At 69.6% G+C, this 17,769-nt stretch carries 17 protein-coding genes; 13 read left to right on the forward strand and 4 right to left on the reverse strand.

Annotated elements, in window-relative coordinates:
- Position 1: 1 nt before the first annotated feature.
- Positions 2-1,084: an alpha/beta fold hydrolase gene (locus Q9R33_RS13905; protein WP_056367307.1), complete on the reverse strand. Its 1,083-nt coding sequence runs from the start codon at positions 1,082-1,084 to the stop codon at positions 2-4.
- A 307-nt stretch (positions 1,085-1,391) separates the two neighbouring features.
- Here Q9R33_RS13905 and thrS point away from each other — a divergent pair, with 307 nt between their 5' ends.
- Entirely contained in the window at positions 1,392-3,386 is a 1,995-nt protein-coding gene (gene thrS / locus Q9R33_RS13910; RefSeq protein ID WP_235560148.1) for a threonine--tRNA ligase, read from the forward strand.
- 26 nt (positions 3,387-3,412) lie between these two features.
- Positions 3,413-3,967 carry an HIT domain-containing protein gene (locus Q9R33_RS13915; protein ID WP_157549555.1) on the forward strand — a complete coding sequence of 185 codons (555 nt, stop codon included), beginning with the start codon at positions 3,413-3,415 and terminating at the stop codon, positions 3,965-3,967.
- 45 nt (positions 3,968-4,012) lie between these two features.
- Here the strand turns inward: Q9R33_RS13915 and pdxY are convergent, their stop codons facing one another.
- Together pdxY and Q9R33_RS13925 are read right to left on the reverse strand one after the other, a co-directional pair.
- The gene (gene pdxY / locus Q9R33_RS13920) at positions 4,013-4,864 is read right to left on the reverse strand and encodes a pyridoxal kinase PdxY (protein ID WP_056367304.1); all 852 of its coding nucleotides are present in this window, start codon (positions 4,862-4,864) and stop codon (positions 4,013-4,015) included.
- A 7-nt stretch (positions 4,865-4,871) separates the two neighbouring features.
- On the reverse strand, positions 4,872-6,215 hold the full coding sequence (locus Q9R33_RS13925) for an aminotransferase class I/II-fold pyridoxal phosphate-dependent enzyme (RefSeq protein ID WP_311294153.1): 1,344 nt from the start codon (positions 6,213-6,215) through the stop codon (positions 4,872-4,874).
- A gap of 129 nt (positions 6,216-6,344) precedes the next feature.
- On the opposite strand from Q9R33_RS13925, the gene pdxS reads away from it, so the two are divergent.
- The 11 genes from pdxS to Q9R33_RS13980 all read left to right on the forward strand — a co-directional run bounded on the left by pdxS (position 6,345) and on the right by Q9R33_RS13980 (position 17,182).
- Positions 6,345-7,235, forward strand: coding sequence for a pyridoxal 5'-phosphate synthase lyase subunit PdxS (pdxS, locus tag Q9R33_RS13930; protein WP_310246602.1), 891 nt, complete (start codon positions 6,345-6,347; stop codon positions 7,233-7,235).
- Complete coding sequence (gene pdxT, locus Q9R33_RS13935; protein WP_056367301.1) at positions 7,232-7,828, forward strand: pyridoxal 5'-phosphate synthase glutaminase subunit PdxT; 597 nt, start codon at positions 7,232-7,234, stop codon at positions 7,826-7,828. Before pdxS ends, pdxT begins: the two co-directional genes overlap by 4 nt.
- Positions 7,829-7,865: 37 nt before the next feature.
- Positions 7,866-8,387, forward strand: a complete 522-nt coding sequence (locus tag Q9R33_RS13940) for a hypothetical protein (RefSeq protein WP_311294154.1) — start codon at positions 7,866-7,868, stop codon at positions 8,385-8,387.
- A 73-nt stretch (positions 8,388-8,460) separates the two neighbouring features.
- Positions 8,461-9,222 carry a YebC/PmpR family DNA-binding transcriptional regulator gene (locus Q9R33_RS13945; RefSeq protein WP_045302545.1) on the forward strand — a complete coding sequence of 254 codons (762 nt, stop codon included), beginning with the start codon at positions 8,461-8,463 and terminating at the stop codon, positions 9,220-9,222.
- Positions 9,223-9,293: 71 nt separating this feature from the next.
- Complete coding sequence (gene ruvC / locus Q9R33_RS13950; RefSeq protein ID WP_311294155.1) at positions 9,294-9,866, forward strand: crossover junction endodeoxyribonuclease RuvC; 573 nt, start codon at positions 9,294-9,296, stop codon at positions 9,864-9,866.
- A gap of 62 nt (positions 9,867-9,928) precedes the next feature.
- On the forward strand, positions 9,929-10,555 hold the full coding sequence (gene ruvA / locus Q9R33_RS13955; RefSeq protein ID WP_056367299.1) for a Holliday junction branch migration protein RuvA: 627 nt from the start codon (positions 9,929-9,931) through the stop codon (positions 10,553-10,555).
- The gene (gene ruvB, locus Q9R33_RS13960) at positions 10,548-11,573 is read left to right on the forward strand and encodes a Holliday junction branch migration DNA helicase RuvB (RefSeq protein WP_311294156.1); all 1,026 of its coding nucleotides are present in this window, start codon (positions 10,548-10,550) and stop codon (positions 11,571-11,573) included. Before ruvA ends, ruvB begins: the two co-directional genes overlap by 8 nt.
- 83 nt (positions 11,574-11,656) lie before the next feature.
- Positions 11,657-12,118, forward strand: coding sequence for a preprotein translocase subunit YajC (yajC, locus tag Q9R33_RS13965; RefSeq protein WP_056367297.1), 462 nt, complete (start codon positions 11,657-11,659; stop codon positions 12,116-12,118).
- A 43-nt stretch (positions 12,119-12,161) separates the two neighbouring features.
- Positions 12,162-13,886, forward strand: a complete 1,725-nt coding sequence (gene secD / locus Q9R33_RS13970) for a protein translocase subunit SecD (protein ID WP_310246592.1) — start codon at positions 12,162-12,164, stop codon at positions 13,884-13,886.
- The gene (secF, locus tag Q9R33_RS13975; protein WP_056367295.1) at positions 13,886-14,878 is read left to right on the forward strand and encodes a protein translocase subunit SecF; all 993 of its coding nucleotides are present in this window, start codon (positions 13,886-13,888) and stop codon (positions 14,876-14,878) included. Before secD ends, secF begins: the two co-directional genes overlap by 1 nt.
- Positions 14,879-14,932: 54 nt before the next feature.
- Positions 14,933-17,182 (forward strand): bifunctional (p)ppGpp synthetase/guanosine-3',5'-bis(diphosphate) 3'-pyrophosphohydrolase, encoded by a 2,250-nt coding sequence (locus Q9R33_RS13980; RefSeq protein WP_056367294.1) that lies wholly within the window; start codon positions 14,933-14,935, stop codon positions 17,180-17,182.
- Here Q9R33_RS13980 and Q9R33_RS13985 read toward each other — a convergent pair.
- Entirely contained in the window at positions 17,152-17,718 is a 567-nt protein-coding gene (locus tag Q9R33_RS13985; RefSeq protein WP_310246588.1) for a hypothetical protein, read from the reverse strand. The genes Q9R33_RS13980 and Q9R33_RS13985 overlap by 31 nt on opposite strands.
- Positions 17,719-17,769 lie beyond the last annotated feature (51 nt).

Genomic DNA, 17,769 nt, shown 5'->3' on the forward strand with positions numbered 1-17,769 from the left:
GTCAGTTGTGCCGGTCGAGCCGGCCGGTGATCACGGGATAGACGTCGCGCGCGGCATCCTTCCCGATGAAGCAGTCCATGTGGGCGTACCCGGGGATCACGTCCCGCGTGTAGAGCTCGTCGCCGTTGCGCTCACGCAGCACGTCGTAGGTGATCTCGCTGCCTTCGGGGAGGAACAGGCGGTTGTCGGCCCCATGGAGGAACGCGATCGGCACGCGGAGGCCCGACACGTCGTCGAGGTAGTCGTGGTCGCCGTCGGCGCTCACGGCGTGGTCCGCGCGGAGGATCCTGGTGATGTGGCGCAGCGTGGTCATGTTCGCCACGCCGAACGCCTCCTCGAGGTGGTCGTGCGTCGCGTCGTTCAGCTGCGCGTGGTCGTACACCTCGCCGTACATGAACATCACGCGCCGGCAGAACGGGCGGTCGCAGGGCTCATCGCCGGCGGGGTAGACGGCGAGCGCCTTGTCGTACAGCGTCTCGCCCCACGACGGGTCGTCGTCGAACTCGGTGGTGAGCGTGTCGAAGCCCAGCGCCTGCAGGATGTTCCCGGCGTAGATCCCCGCGCGCAGCTCGTTGAGCGTGCCTCCCCGCGGGTGCAGGGTGACCTGCGACGCCACCGCGGAGCGCACCCCCTCCAGGCCCAGCCCGAGCGCCATCAGCATCGTGAGCGATCCGACGCAGTGCGCCACGATCTGCACCGAGTCCGCCCCCGACACTTCACGCACCTTCGCGACCGCGGCGGGGTAGTCGTAGGCGGCGATGTCGTCGAGCGTGAACTGCGTGCCTCCGGAAGGCAGCGCGGGGCTCGCACGGTAGTCGAGCACCCACACGTCGTAGCCGCGCTCGTACAGGTACTCCGGGAAGTTCGTGTCGGTCGTGTCGATCGTGTACGCGAACGCCGACGTGCCGAACCCGGGGGACAGGATGACCGGCCCCTTGCGACCGCCCTCGAAGCGCGTGAGCCTCAGCAGCACGGCGTCTTCGGTGTCGAACTCGTAGATCGTCGGCTCGCCGCAGCGCAGCGGCCGTCGAACGCGCTCCTCCGAGGCATCCGTCGCCGTCGATGCGGCTTCGTGCTCGCTCATCTCGACCCCCCAGCGTCAGCCGTACGGAGATCGTCGCGGCGAGGCGGGACCGGCCCACGGGCGACGACGGAGTCAGCATATTGCCCGGCACGCGCTCTCGTCACGATCTTCAGGAGCGGCGTCGGGCACCCCTGATACCCGGCCCGCGAGAACCACTGGCTAGACTCGTCGCGTGGAACTCGTCTGGTCGACCGCCGCAACGGCACACACGACCGACACGCGAACGCTCGGCGCCTGAGCGGGCAGGGCGCGTCGTGCGCCCGAAGCTGAGTAGCCTTGAATCCGAGCCATTCCCAGGAGAGTTTCCGTGACTGACGCTGTGCCCTATCCCGCCGACGGCTTCGCCCTGTTCCCCGACCGCTCCGTGGTCGCGCTGCGCGTGAACGGCGAGCTGAAAGACCTCGCGACGGTGGTGGAGGAGACGGATGCCGTCGAGCCCGTCACCATCGACAGCCCCGACGGCCTCGCGATCCTGCGCCATTCGACGGCGCACGTCCTCGCCCAGGCCGTCCAGCGCATCAACCCGCAGGCCAACCTCGGCATCGGCCCGCCCATCACCGACGGCTTCTACTACGACTTCGGCGTGGAGCACCCCTTCACCCCCGAGGACCTCAAGGCCATCGACAAGGAGATGGCGCGCATCATCCGCGAGGGCCAGCGCTTCGTCCGCCGCGTCGTCAGCGACGAGGAGGCGCGCGTCGAGCTCGTGGACGAGCCGTTCAAGCTCGAGCTGATCGGTCTGAAGGGCGGGGGAGCCGAGAAAACCGAGGGCGCCTCGGTCGAGGTGGGCGCCGGCGAGCTCACGATCTACGACAACGTCGACCGCGACGGCCAGACGGTCTGGAAAGACCTGTGCCGCGGGCCGCACCTGCCGAACACCCGCATGATCGGCAACGGCTGGGCGCTGCAGCGCATCGCCGGCGCCTACTGGCGCGGGAGCGAGAAGAACCCCCAGCTCCAGCGCATCTACGGCACCGCGTGGCCGACCAAGGACGAGCTGCGCGCCTACCAGAGCCGCCTCGAGGAGGCCGCCAAGCGCGACCACCGCAAGCTCGGCAAAGACCTCGACCTGTTCTCGTTCCCCGACGAGATCGGCTCCGGCCTGTCGGTGTGGCATCCGCGCGGCGGCGTCGTGCGCGGCGAGATGGAGCAGCACGCGCGCCGTCGCCACATCGCGGGCGGCTACACCTACGTGTACACCCCGCACATCTCGAAGGAGGACCTGTTCCTCACCTCGAACCACCTCGTCACGTACAAGGAGGGGATGTTCCCGCCCATCGTGATGGACGAGGAGCGCGACGAGCGCGGCGAGATCACGAAGCACGGCCAGGACTACTACCTGAAGCCGATGAACTGCCCGATGCACATCCTCATCTACAAGGAGCGCGCGCGCAGCTACCGCGACCTGCCGATGCGCCTCGCCGAGAACGGCACGGTCTACCGCAACGAGCTGTCGGGCGCCCTGCACGGCCTCACCCGCGTGCGCGGCTTCACGCAGGACGACTCGCACCTGTTCGTCACCCCCGAGCAGCTGGAGGAGGAGGCGACCCGCGTCCTCGAGTTCGTCATCTCGATGCTCCGCGACTTCGGTCTCGACGATTTCGAGCTCGAGCTGTCGATGCGCGACGACGAGAAGGACAAGTGGATCGGCTCGGACGAGTTCTGGGACTACTCCACCAATGCCCTCCGCAACGTCGCGGTCGCGAGCGGCCTGAAGCTCACTGAGGTGCCCGGCGAGGCCGCCTTCTACGGTCCCAAGATCGACCTGAAGACCCGCGACGCCATCGGACGCACGTGGCAGCTGTCGACCGTGCAGGTCGACCCGAACCTGCCCGAGCGCTTCGAGCTGGAGTACACGGACCGCGACGGCCAGAAGAAGCGGCCGATCATGATCCACCGTGCGCTCTTCGGCTCGATCGAGCGGTTCTTCGCGATCCTGCTCGAGCACTACGCGGGCGCGTTCCCGGTGTGGCTGTCGCCCGTCCAGGTCGTCGGCATCCCCGTCGCGGAGGACTTCGCGGATTACCTCGGCGAGGTCATCGACCAGCTGAAGGCCGAGGGCGTCCGCGCCGAGCTCGACCACTCCGACGACCGCATGCAGAAGAAGATCCGCACGCACACCACGCAGAAGGTGCCGCTCCAGCTCATCGCGGGCGCGCAGGACCAGGCGGGCGGCACCGTGTCGTTCCGCTTCCGCGACGGCTCGCAGGAGAACGGCGTGCCGATCGCCGACGCCGTCCGCCGCGTCCGCGAGGCGATCGCATCGCACGCGCTCGTCAACACGGCGGAGGACTTCGCGTGAGCTCCGTCGACGAGGCCGGGTCGGCGGTGCCGGGAACGGATGCCGCAGACCCGGCGCTCGTCGACGCCGCGACGCTCGCCGGGGTCCCCGACGAGTTCCAGCGCCTCTGGACACCGCACCGGATGGCGTACATCCAGGCCGGCCCCGAGGTGCTGCGCCACGATTGCCCGTTCTGCGAGGCGCCCCGCAGGTCGGACGAGGACGGCCTCATCGTCTTCCGCGGCCACACCGCCTATGCGCTCCTCAACCTCTTCCCGTACAACTCGGGACACCTCCTCGTGTGCCCGTACCGCCACATCGCGACGTACGACCAGGCGACCGACGAAGAGGTCGCCGAGATCGGAACGCTGACGCAGCAGGGCATGCGCGTGCTTCGTCAGATCTCGCGCTGCGATGGGTTCAACATCGGCATGAACCAGGGCCATGTGGCCGGGGCCGGCGTGGACGAGCACCTGCACCAGCACATCGTCCCGCGGTGGGCGTCCGACGCGAACTTCTTCCCCATCATCGCGAAGACGAAGGCATTGCCGCAGCTGCTCGGCGACGTGCGCCGCGCGGTGTGGGACGCCTGGCACGCGTGAGGCCAGGAGGACGGATGCGGCGACCCGCAGCATCCGTCCACGCGCTCAGCGGACCTGCGTGACCTCGAACTGCAGACGCGGGTTCGCGTAGGCGTCCTGCGACTCGACGAGCTGCAGCTCGCGCTCACCCGAGGCGTGGGTGCGCTCGAGCAGGTCGTAGACGCTCGACGTCGTGCGGGCGAGCGCGTCGGCCGCGTCGCGGGTGCGGCGGTAGTGCGCGGTGAACAGCGCCGCCGTGACGTCGCCCGAGCCGTTGGCCTTCATCGGGATGTGCGGGGTCTGCACGATCCACGCGCCGTCGTCGGTCACGGCGAGCATCTCGATCGTGCCCTCGGGGCGGTCCGGACGCTCGACGCTCGTGACCAGCACCGTGCTCGGCCCCATCGCGCGCGCGGCATCGGCCGAGGCGAGGGTGGAGTCGAGGTCGGACGGGTCGGTCTCGGTGAGGAAGCCGAGTTCGAACTGGTTGGGGGTGATGATGTCGGCGGCGGGCACGACGCGATCACGCAGCAGCACCGGGATCGCGGGGGCCACGAAGCAGCCCGACTTCGCGTTGCCCATGACCGGGTCGCACGCATAGATCGCGGCGGGATTGGCCTGCTTGACCCGCGCGACGGTGTCGAGGATGACGTCGGCGATGCCCTCGCCGCCCTGGTATCCCGACAGCACCACGTCGATCTGGGGGAAGACGCCCCGGTCCTCGATGCCGAGGACGACGTCGCGCACGTCATCGGGACTGATCATCGGGCCGCGCCACGCGCCATAGCCGGTGTGATTCGAGAAGTTGACCGTGTACACCGGCATGACCTCGACGCCGATGCGCTGCAGCGGGAAGACGGCGGCGGAGTTGCCGACGTGGCCGTAGGCGACTGCGGACTGGATCGAGAGGATCTTCACCGCTCGATCATGCCACTTCGCGCGTGACGAGCCGTCCACCGGCGGCACGCACGGCCGCGGCCACGTCGACGGCGAGCCGCTCGGCGTCGACGTCGTCGAGATCATGCACCGTGAGGCGGAGACGGCGAGACGGCCCGCTCTCACCGAGGACGAAGTCGTCGCCGGCGCGCGCCAGCCAGCCGCGGCGCATGAGCTGCTCCGACACCGCGCGGGCGGGCACGGGCAGGGGGATCCACAGGTTCAGCCCGTCACCCGCGTCCGCCGGCACGCCCTCTGTCGAGAGCCGCTCGACGAACGCGGCGTTGCGCGCGGCGTAGTGCGCACCCGCGCCCTCGATCGCGGCCATGGTCGCGGCATCCGTCACCAACGCGAGCGTGAGCCGTTGCAGCAGGTGACTCACCCACGTCGTGCCGGGGGTCAGGCGCATCGCGAGTCGTTCAGCGGTCTCGGGATCGGATGCCGTCACCGCCAGGCACATGTCGGGTCCGAGGAACTTCGACACCGATCGCACGAGCGCCCACCGGCGGTGGCCGGCCGCGATGAGCGAGTGGAACGGCTGCCGCGAGAGGAGCGAGAAGTGGTCGTCCTCGATCACGAGCACGTACGGGTGGTCGCGGAGCACGGTGCGCAGCTCTTCTGCGCGGCGCGCGGACAGACTGGCGCCCGTCGGATTCTGGGCACGCGGTGTGTGGACCACCGCACGCACACCCTGCTCGAGTGCCGCACGCAGTCCCGCGACCGTCATGCCCTCGTCGTCGACGGGCACGGGGACGGCGCGGTAGCCGCCGATCCGAACGGTGTGGATGCTGGTGAGGAAGCACGGATCCTCGAGCGCGACGGCGTCGTCCCGCGTGAGCGCCTGTGCGAGCAGCCGCTCGACGGCATCCGCGGCACCGCTGGTGATCGTGAGGCGCAGGTCGGCGGCGGGTGTGAGATCGTCGCGCATCCAGTCCAGCGCCCAGCGCTCCAGACCGGGATCGATGACCGGTTCGCCGTACAGGACCGGCCGCCCGGCCATCGCCGCGAGGGCGCCGGAGAGGTCGGGGATGAGCTCGGGATCGGGATTGCCGGTGCCGACGTCGCGCAGCACGCTCCCCGCGGCGAACCCCTCCTGGGCGACGGGGGAAGGGTCGGCCACGCGCGTGCCCCCGCGGCCTCGCGTGACGATCACGCCCGCCTGGGTGAGCTGGCGATACGCGGCGACCACGGTGTTGCGGTTCACCCCGAGCTCGTCGGCGAGCACGCGCACGGGCGGCAGAAGGTCGCCCGGCTGCAGATCGCCGCGCTCGATGCGCGCCCGCAGGCTGTCGGCGATCTCGGAGGCGGATCGCCCGCTGATGTCGAGATCCATACCCGCCCTTCCGATGACGTCCCGCCCCGTCGAGTGTACGGCCCAGCCCATGCTATCTTTTGGCCTAGGCCAATACCCGCATTGTCCTCACCCGTTGCGCGTCCCGCGCTCCGATCGAAGGGAAACCTCGTGACCACTGCCGACACGGGAACCGACCGCGTCAAGCGCGGCCTCGCCGAGATGCTCAAGGGCGGCGTCATCATGGACGTCGTCACCCCCGACCAGGCGAAGATCGCCGAGGACGCCGGCGCCGTCGCCGTCATGGCCCTCGAGCGCGTGCCCGCCGACATCCGTGCGCAGGGCGGCGTCTCGCGCATGAGCGACCCCGACATGATCGACGGCATCATCGAGGCCGTCTCGATCCCGGTCATGGCGAAGGCGCGCATCGGCCACTTCGTCGAGGCCCAGGTGCTGCAGGAGCTCGGTGTCGACTACATCGACGAGTCGGAGGTGCTCTCGCCCGCCGACTACGTGAACCACATCGACAAGTGGAACTTCACCGTGCCGTTCGTCTGCGGCGCCACCAACCTCGGCGAGGCGCTCCGCCGCATCAACGAGGGCGCCGCCATGATCCGCTCGAAGGGGGAGGCGGGCACCGGCGACGTGTCGGAGGCCACCAAGCACATCCGCAAGATCACGAGCGAGATCAATGTGCTGCGCTCGATGACCAAGGACGAGCTGTACGTCGCGGCCAAGGAGCTGCAGGCCCCGTACGACCTCGTCGCCGAGATCGCCGAGACCGGCAAGCTCCCGGTCGTTCTCTTCGTGGCGGGTGGCGTCGCCACTCCTGCGGACGCCGCGATGATGATGCAGATGGGCGCCGACGGCGTGTTCGTCGGCTCGGGCATCTTCAAGTCGGGCAACCCCGCACAGCGTGCCGCGGCCATCGTCAAGGCGACCACGTTCTACGACGACCCCCAGGTGATCGCGGACGTGTCGCGCGGGCTCGGCGAGGCCATGGTCGGCATCAACGTCGCCGACCTTCCCGCGCCGCACCGGCTCGCTGAGCGCGGCTGGTGACGACGCCGCGCGTCGGCGTCCTCGCACTCCAAGGCGACGTCCGTGAGCACGTGCGCGTGCTCACGGACCTCGGCGCCGATGTGACGAAGGTCCGCCGCCCCGAGGAACTCGCCGGGGTGGACGGGCTGGTGCTCCCCGGCGGCGAGTCGAGTGTCATCGACAAGCTCTCCCGCGCCTTCGGCATGCGCGAGCCCCTGCGGGCGGCGATCACCGCGGGGATGCCGGTGTACGGGACGTGCGCCGGCCTCATCCTCCTCGCCGACCGCATCACCGACGGCATCGAGGGCCAGCAGACGTTCGGCGGCCTCGACGTGACGGTGCGCCGAAACGCCTTCGGCAGCCAGGTCGACTCCTTCGAGGTGGACCTGGACATCCCGGCGCTGGGCGAGCCGGCGGTCCACGCGGTGTTCATCCGCGCGCCCCTGGTCGAGCAGGCCGGCGCCGGTGTGGAGCGCCTCGCCGCACTCGACGACGGCCGCGTCGTCGCGGTGCGGCAGGGCTCGCTCCTCGGGACCTCGTTCCACCCCGAGATGACGGGGGAGCACCGCTTCCACGCCCTCCTGCTCGACATGGTCCGCGAGCGGGCCCGGTGACGGGGCAGGAACGACGCGTCGGGGTAGATTCGGAATCATGACGATCAACGACTGGTGGCGCGAGCACCCGGAGGAGCGCTACTGGATGATCGCCCCGTCGCGCGGCATCGTCGGCGATGCGCTCTCGGCTCCGAAGGCCGCGGATGATCGCCGGTTCGAATGGTCCCACGAGCTCGTCGGCTTCACCGAGCCCGGCGACACCCTGTTCGTCTGGGATCGCACCCTGCCGGTGCCCGGCATCGCCGCATGGGGCCGCGTGCTCGGCCCGCTGGGGGAGGAGACCCGCGATCGCCGCGGCGACGACCTGCCCCACTGGCGCATGCCCATCAGCGACACCCTGCGTCTGGCCTCGCCGATCACCCTGCCGAGCCTGCGTCGCGTCGGCAGCGAGATCGTCACGGTGCGCGACCGGGTGGAGGGGCTCACCGAGGGACCCGTCTACTTTCCCTTCATCGGCTCGGCCGAGACGCTCGCCCCCGCCCCCGCCTACCTCACGAAGGTCCCGCGCGACCTCGTCGCGCTGCTGTCGTCGCGGTTCGGCTTCGAGTTCGCGCTGTAGAGCGGGGATAAACTAGTCCGTCGGACGAGGCGTTCACACGCCCGCACCCGACGAGCGTGAATTCAGGAGGACCATGTCCGGGCATTCCAAGTGGGCCACGACCAAGCACAAGAAGGCGGTCATCGACAGCCGCCGTGCCAAGTCGTGGGCGAAGCTCATCAAGAACATCGAGGTCGCCGCCAAGCTCGGCGGACCCGACCTGCAGGGCAACCCGACCCTGTTCGACGCCGTGCTCAAGGCGAAGAAGACGTCGGTCCCGAAGGACAACATCGACCGCGCGATCAAGCGCGGCGCCGGCATCGGCGGCGAGTCCGTCGAATACTCGTCGATCATGTACGAGGGATACGGGCCCAACGGCGTCGCCCTCATGATCGAGTGTCTGACCGACAACAAGAACCGCGCCGCGGCTGAGGTGCGCACCGCGCTCACCCGCAACGGCGGCACGCTGGCCGACCCCGGCAGCGTCGCGTACAACTTCACCCGCAAGGGCGTCATCGTCGTGGGCGGCGAGGGCACCAGCGAGGACGACGTCATGCTCGCCGTGCTCGAGGCCGGTGCCGAAGAGGTCGAGCCGCACGCGCAGGGCTTCGAGGTCATCACCGAGGCCACCGACCTCGTGACCGTCCGCTCCGCGCTGCAGGACGCCGGCATCGAGTACGAATCGGCGGACGTCGAGTTCGTGCCGAACCTCAAGGTCGAGGTCGACGCCGACACCGCACGCAAGGTCTTCCGCCTCATCGACGCCCTCGAAGACAGCGACGACGTCCAGAACGTCTACAGCAACTTCGACCTCACCGCCGAGGTGCAGGCCGAGCTCGAGAACGACGAGGACTGACCTCGGATGACGGATGCTGCGGCCAGGCGCGCCTGGCCGCAGCATCCCTCTTCCTCGCCTAGCGTGAAGGAGTGGCATCCTCCCGCGGTCGACTGCGCGTGCTCGGAATCGATCCGGGCCTGACGCGCTGCGGTGTCGGCGTGGTCGACGTCGCTCCCGACCGATCCGCCGTGCTGGTGCACGTGGGCGTCGTGCGGTCCGATCCGGGCGCTCCGATCGAGGAGCGGCTCGCGGTCATCGCGCGGGGCCTGCGCGCTGTCGTGGACGCGCACGAGCCCGATGTCGTCGCGGTGGAGCGGGTCTTCGCCCAGCACAACCGTGCGACCGTGATGGGGACCGCCCAGGCCAGCGGCATCGCGCTGCTCGTCGCGGGAGAGCGGGGCATCGCCGCCGCCACGCACACCCCGTCCGAGGTGAAGGCCGCGATCACGGGGTACGGCAACGCCGACAAACGCCAGGTCCAGACCATGGTGGCGCGGGTCCTGCGACTGGACGAGCTCCCCAAGCCCGCCGACGCGGCGGACGCCCTCGCGCTCGCCCTCTGCCATGCCTGGCGCGGCGCGCCGACGCAGGCGGCGGCATCCGGTCCGCTCACCCCCGCACAGCGCGCCTGGGCCGACGCGGAGCGACTCGCCCGTCGGTGATCCCGCACACCGCCATGCGTGTCGCTCGAACAAACGTCCGAACCGCACCGTAGGCTCGACGCATGATCTCCTCAGTCCGCGGCACCGCCGTGCACGTCGATGCGGATGCGGTCGTCGTCGAGGTCGGGGGAGTCGGCCTCCACGTCGCCGTGACCCCGCAGGTCGCGCGCACCACGCACCTGGGCGACACCGTCACCCTCCACACGACGCTCATCGTCCGCGAAGACGCGCTCTCGCTGTTCGGCTTCGAGACCCGCGAAGAGCTCGTCGTGTTCGGTCAGCTGCTCGGCGTCACCGGCGTGGGCCCGAAGTCGGCGCTGGGAGTCCTCGCGACGCTCACGGTCCCGCAGATCGCCGACGCGGTCTCCGCCGACGACGACGCCCCGTTCCGTCGGGTCTCGGGCATCGGCCCGAAGACGGCGAAGCTCATCGTGGTGCAGCTGGCCGGAAAGATCGCGGTGACCCGTCCCGCCGGTTCCGGAGGGGCGGATGCCGCGGGCCCGACCGCGATCCCGGCACAGGTCGTGCAGGCCCTCGTCGGCCTCGGCTGGTCCGAGCGCGTGGCCGTCGAAGCCGTCGAGAACGTCGCCGCCGACGCACCCGAGTCCGACCGATCGTCGGTGCCGGCACTGCTGCGCCGCACGCTCGCGACGCTCGGCCCCGCCCGGAAGGAGACGGTGAGTGGCTGACGTGCGCGAAGCCGAAGAGCCCGTCGACGAGGCGGAGCTCGCGATCGAGGGCGCGCTGCGCCCGATGTCACTGGCCGAGTTCGTCGGGCAGCAGAAGGTGCGCGGTCAGATGCAGCTGCTGCTCGATGCGGCCCGCATCCAGCAGCGGCCCGCCGATCACATCCTGCTCTCCGGCCCTCCCGGGCTCGGCAAGACCACGCTCGCCATGATCGTCGCGTACGAGAGCCGGCGCCCGCTGCGGCTGTCCAGCGGACCCGCGATCCAGCACGCCGGCGACCTCGCCGCGCTGCTGTCGAGCCTCACGCCCGGCGAGGTCCTCTTCATCGACGAGGTGCACCGCATGGCGCGCTCTGCGGAAGAGATGCTGTACCTGGCGATGGAGGACTTCCGCATCGACATCATGGTGGGCAAGGGTGCGGGCGCGACGAGCATCCCGCTGGACCTGTCGCCGTTCACCCTCGTCGGCGCGACGACGAGGTCGGGCCTGCTGCCCAACCCCCTGCGCGACCGCTTCGGGTTCACCGCCCACCTCGAGTACTACGAGCCCGAGGAGCTCGAGCGGGTCATCGAGCGCTCCGCGGTCATGCTCGGAGTCTCGCTGCCGCCCGCCGCCCGCGCCGAGATCGCACGTCGCTCGCGGGGAACGCCCCGCATCGCGAACCGCCTGCTGCGCCGCGTGCGCGACTACCTCGTCGTCCACGGGCGCACCGGCGCAGACATCGCGGCGGTCGACGCCGCACTCGACCTCTACGACGTGGACCGGATCGGGCTCGATCGGCTCGACCGCGCGGTTCTCGACATGCTCGTCAGGAGATTCAGGGGCGGGCCCGTCGGCCTCAGCACGCTCGCGGTCGCGGTCGGTGAGGAGCCCGACACGATCGAATCGGTCGTCGAGCCGTATCTCGTGCGGATCGGCTTCATGGGGCGCACCCCGCGCGGGCGCATCGCCATGCCCGAGGCCTACGCCCACCTGGGGGTGCCGCTGGCCGACTCGGTGCTCGGATTCGATGACCTATAATCGCTGGAGGTTTACACCCCATCCCTCCCTGCAAGGCAGTGCCGCCCTGGCGCCTGCCTGACCCGAAAGGTGCTTCCAGCTCCATGGACTTCGCTTCCTTCCTGAGCAATTACGGCCTCATCATCCTGCTGGTCGTGCTCCTCGTCTTCATGTTCTGGAGCTCCCGCCGTCGTATGCAGAAGCAGAAGGCGGAGCAGGAGCAGAAGGCCCGCCAGACGGTGCCCGGCTCCGAAGTGCTGCTGCAGGGCGGCCTCTACGGCACGATCGTGTCGTACGACCCTGACAACCTCGACCAGCCCGCGATCGTCGAGCTCGCGCCCGGTGTCGAGATCAAGGTGCACAGCCAGGCGATCCTGCGGGTCGTGAACCCCGGCGAGCACGCGGTCACGGAGGACGAGTACCTCGCCGCCGAGGAGAGCCACGCCGAGTACGCCGAGGGCGTCGCCAACGGCGACATCACCTCGATCAGCGACGACCAGAGCTCGGCCGCCGGCAAGGAGAAGACCGACCCCGACGCCGAGACCGGCACCAAGTCGCAGGGCTGACGCCCCTCCGTTCGCCCGTTCGGGCTCTCAAGAAAGCAAAGACGTGGCGACTTCCACCCCCGTCCGGCATGCATGGCGCGCGCTGACCGGACTCCTCGCGATCACCGCACTCCTGTTCGGCATCAACGCGCTCGGCGTGTATGTGTTCGGGCAGAGCTCGTGGACCCCCGCGCTCGCGCTCGACCTCCAGGGCGGCACGCAGATCGTCCTGGAGGCGCAGACCGAGGACGGCGCAGCTCCGTCCGACGAGCAGATGCAGCAGGCGGTCACGATCATCCGCCAGCGCGTCGACGCCTCGGGCGTCGGCGAGGCCGATGTCACCACCCAGGGCGGCAACCAGATCGTGGTGCAGATCCCCGGTCAGGCCGACGAGGAGACCCGCAACCGCATCGAGGCATCGGCGCAGCTGCAGCTGCGCGCCGTGCTGTATGCGGGGGCGCCGGCGAACACCTTCGTCGGCGAGGACGGGAACGAGACGCCGTACCCGACGCCCGACCCGTCGCTGCAGGCGACGCCGACCACCTCGCCGACCAACGGCAGCGACCTGGCGTGGATCACGCCGGCCCTGCAGGCGGAGTTCCAGGCGTACGACTGCGCCGATCCCGCGAACGATCCCGCGAATGCGCCGGCCGACGAGCCGCTCATCACGTGTGACGCCGACGGCACGGTCAAGTACATCCTCGGCCCGGTCGAGCTCGACGGCTCGTCGATCGACGACGCGACCTTCGGCGTGCAGCAGAACAACGGCCTGTGGGCGGTCAACCTCTCGTTCGACGGCGAGGGCACCCAGACCTTCGGCGAGATCAGCCAGCGCCTCTACGGTGCGCAGGCCCCGCTGAACCAGTTCGCGTTCGTGCTCGACGGCTACGTCCTGTCGGCTCCCTCGATGAACGGCGTGATCCTCGACGGCAAGCCGAGCATCACGGGCAGCTTCACCCAGGAGACCGCGAAGGTCCTCGCCGACCAGCTGAAGTACGGCGCGCTGCCGCTCAGCTTCACGGTCGAGAGCTCCAACTCGATCTCCGCGACGCTCGGCTCGCAGCAGCTGCAGATCGGCCTCATCGCAGGTCTGATCGGTCTGCTGCTCGTGGCGATCTACTCGCTCATCGTCTATCGCGCGCTGGGTTTCATCATCATCGCCTCCCTCGCGGTGATGGCGGTGCTGACCTATGTCACGCTGTGCATCCTCGCGTGGCGCATGGGCTTCCGCCTCTCGCTCGCCGGTGTCGCGGGCCTGATCGTGACGATCGGCTTCACGGCCGACTCCTTCATCGTCTACTTCGAACGCATCCGAGACGAGCTGCGCGACGGCAAGTCGATCACCGGTGCCGTCGAGGACGGCTGGGGCCGCGCCAAGCGCACGATCTACATCTCGAAGTCGATCAACATCCTGGCCGCCGTGGTGCTGTACATCCTCGCGGACTCCACGGTGAAGGGCTTCGCCTTCACGCTCGGTCTCACGACCGCGATCGACGTGCTGATCTTCATCCTGTTCACGCACCCGGTGCTGCAGCTGCTGGCCCGCACGCGGTTCTTCGGGTCGGGGCATCCGCTGTCCGGACTCGACCCGACCGCGCTCGGCGCCGTCTATCGCGGTCGCGCGCAATTCCGCGAGCCGGTGCTGGCCACCGGCGCCGCGGGTCGCCGCAACGTCAAGTCCCGCGGTGAAGCCGCACGTCGCCAGACCATCGCCGAGCGGAAGCAGGCCGAGCTGGCCGCCGCCGACAGCGCGAAACCCGGCACGAACGTCAAGGAGGGAGACGACTGATGCGCTCCATGAGCCAGTTCGGCAACGACCTCTACACCGGCAAGACGTCGTTCCCCTTCGTCGGCCGCCGCCGCCTGTGGTTCCTCATCGCGGCGATCCTCGTCATCGGCTCGGCCCTCGTGCCGCTGCTGCGCCCCATCCAGTTCTCGATCGAGTTCACGGGCGGATCGCAGTTCACGGTGAGCGGCGTCGCCGCGCCGATCGACCAGTCGCTCGCCACCGACGCCGTCCACTCGGTCGTTCCGGACGCGACCACCAAGGTCGTCACGATCGGCGACGACGCGGTGCGCGTCCAGACCGACCAGGTGACGGATGCCGAGAGCCGCGAGATCTCTGCGGCCCTGGCCGAGACGTACAACGTGCCCGAGAGCGAAGTCAGCTACGCCTTCATCGGCCCCAGCTGGGGAGCCGACGTGACGCGGCAGTCGCTGTGGGGTCTCGCGATCTTCCTGGCACTGACGGCGATCATCCTGGCGCTGTACTTCCGGACGTGGAAGATGTCCGCCTCGGCGATCATCGGCCTCCTGGACGTGCTCATCATCACGATCGGCGTCTACGCGCTGTTCGGCTTCGAGATCTCGCCCGCCGCCGTGATCGGCTTCCTGACGATCCTCTCGTACGCGCTGTACGACACCACGGTCGTCTTCGACAAGATCAGGGAGAACACGAGCGAGGACGGCGAGGTGTCCGGGCGCACGTTCGGCGACTCGGTGAACCTCGCGGTGAACCAGACCCTGGTGCGCTCGATCAACACGACCGTCGTGGCGATCCTCCCGACCGGCGCGATCCTGTTCATCGGCGTCATCTGGGCGGGTGCGCAGACACTCACCGACCTGTCGCTGTCGATCTTCGTCGGAACGATCGTGGCCGCCTACTCGACGATCTTCGTCGCGGCGCCGCTGTACTCGCTCCTGCGCGAGAACGAGCCGGCCATCAAGGCACGCGACGCGCGCGTCGCGGCGGCCCGCGAGCTGGCGGGCACCCCGGCCTGACGGTCCGCCGCGCGGGCGTAGGATTGTGAGGTCCAGCGGAGGGGAGGGGATCGAGTGACCGAGACCGTCCCCCCCGCCCAGTCCTCGTCGCTGCGGCGCCTTGTCCCTCGGATCTTCTCGAGGTCAGCGCGTCGCGACGACGTCGAGCAGCTCCTGCGGACGGTGCGCACGCACCATCCGAAGGGCGATCTGTCGATCGTCGAGCGCGCGTACTCGGTCGCCGACACCGCACACACCGGCCAGCTGCGCCAGAGCGGCGAGCCTTACATCACGCACCCGCTCGCGGTGGCGCAGATCCTGGCGGATCTGGGGCTCGGGCCGCGTGCGATCGCCGCCGCGCTCCTGCACGACACCGTCGAGGACACCGAGTACTCGCTCGAGATGCTCACGAGCGAGTTCGGCGACGAGGTCGCCATGCTCGTGGACGGCGTGACCAAGCTCGACAAGGTCAAGTACGGCGAGAGCGCGCAGGCCGAGACGGTCCGCAAGATGATCGTCGCGATGTCGCGCGACATCCGGGTCCTGCTGATCAAGCTCGCCGACCGCCTGCACAATGCGCGCACGTGGGGATTCGTCCCGCCCGAGAAGTCGCGCAAGAAGGCGACCGAGACGCTCGAGATCTACGCGCCGCTCGCGCATCGGCTCGGCATCCAGGCGATCAAGTCCGAACTCGAGGACCTGTCGTTCGCCGTACTGCACCCGAAGCTGTACGCCGAGATCGACAGCCTCGTGAAGCAGCGCACTCCCCAGCGCGAGCAGTACGTGCAGAACGTCATCGACGCGGTCGACAGCGACCTGCGGGAGCTCCGCATCCGCGGCCGCGTCATGGGGCGCCCCAAGCAGCTGTACTCCGTCTACCAGAAGATGGTCGTCCGCGGCCGCGAGTTCGATGACATCTACGACCTCATCGGCATCCGTGTGCTGGTGGGGAGCGTGCGCGACTGCTACGCCGTCCTCGGCGCGATCCACGCACGATGGACCCCGCTTCCCGGGCGTTTCAAGGACTACATCGCGACCCCGAAGTTCAACCTCTACCAGTCGCTGCACACGACCGTGATCGGCCCCGGAGGCCGCACCGTCGAGATCCAGATCCGCACGCACGAGATGCACCAGCAGGCCGAGTACGGCGTCGCTGCGCACTGGAAGTACAAGGAGCAGATGAACGGCGGCAAGTCGGACTACAAGTCCGACGACACCGACATGGCGTGGCTCGCCCACATCTCCGACTGGCAGGCCGAGACCGCAGATCCCGGCGAGTTCCTCGACTCGCTGCGCTTCGAGATCGGCGCCAAGGAGGTCTACGTCTTCACGCCGAAGGGGCGGGTCATCGGCCTTCCGTCCGGCGCGACGCCCGTGGACTTCGCGTACGCGGTGCACACCGAAGTCGGGCACCGCACGATGGGCGCGAAGGTCAACGGGCGCCTGGTGCCGCTCGAGTCCGAGCTCAAGAGCGGCGACGTCGTCGAGGTGTTCACGTCGAAGAACCCCGACGCCGGCCCCAGCCAGGACTGGCTCGGATTCGTGCGCAGCACCCGCGCCCGCAACAAGATCCGCGGCTGGTTCACGAAGGAACGCCGTGAGGAGGCGATCGAGCAGGGCAAGGAGTCGATCGCCCGGGCGATGCGCCGGCAGAACCTGCCCCTGCAGCGGCTGATGAGCCAGGACTCGTTCACCGAGGTCGCCCATCAGCTGCGCTACGAGGACGTCTCAGCGCTGTACGCCGCGGTCGGCGAGGGCCACGTCTCGACCCAGTCGGTCCTCGAGAAGGTCACCGCGCTCGTCGCGGCGAACGACACCACGACGGGTCCGATCGACCTGCCGGTCGTCGGCAGGGCCCGCGCCCCCCGCAACGGCGACTCCGGCATCCTGGTGCGCGGCGCGCCCGACATCCTCGTCAAGCTCGCGAAGTGCTGCACGCCGGTGCCCGGCGATCAGATCGTCGGGTTCGTCACGCGCGGCAGCGGCGTCTCGGTGCACCGCGCCGACTGCACCAACGTCAAGTCGCTCATGGAGGACCCGGAGCGGCTCATCGAGGTCGAGTGGGCACCCACGACGAAGAGCGTCTTCCTCGTGCAGATCCAGGTCGAGGCGCTCGACCGATCGGGGCTTCTCAGCGACGTCACACGCGTGCTCAGCGAGCACCACGTCAACATCCTCTCGGCGACGGTCTCGACCTCCAACGACCGGCTGGCCCTCAGCCGATTCGTGTTCGAGATGGGCGACATCGTCCACCTCGACCGCGTGCTCAACGCCGTGCGGCGCATCGACGCCGTCTACGACGTGTACCGCGTCACCTCGTCCTGACGCTCTTCGACGAGCGCCCGGAGGCACGCGAGCGCCGCACGCTTGTGGGGGAGCGCACCCGCCTCCAGCCGCGCGATCGCCTGGCACGCGGCATCCGCGTCGATCTCCGCGAGAAGGCGCGCCGCCTCGGTGTGCTCGTCGTCGCCCACGCGTGCGAGGTCGGCGAGGGTGCGCTCCGGCGTCGTGACGAGCACGCCGCCGACCAGCTGGAGATCGTCACCAGGGACCTGCAGATCGCGGTAGACCACGCGGCGGTCCGGTCGCACGTGGAGGCGGCGCGGCACCCCGCGCTGCACGGTATGGCGCGGCGGAGGCAGCGGCAGTCCGCCGTGCACCCAGGCCGCCGACAGGTGGGTGGCCGCGAGCGTGTCGCCGAGGGTCTCGGCGAGCGAGCCTGCGCGCAGCGCCGCCGTCTCGACGGCGTCGGCGGGGATGTACGCGTCGCCGAGCGCCACGAGGTCGCCGTCGAGGCATGCAGCCGTCAGCTCGGCGCGCGAGAGCCGCTCATCGGCGAAGTAGAGGAAGGGCGATCGCACGGGGGCAGTCTGCCGCACCCCGCATGATCCGTGGATGCCGCAGCCGGCCGA

The organism is Microbacterium sp. PRC9 (assembly GCF_031844125.1).
In the GTDB taxonomy this organism is placed as follows: Bacteria; Actinomycetota; Actinomycetes; order Actinomycetales; family Microbacteriaceae; genus Microbacterium.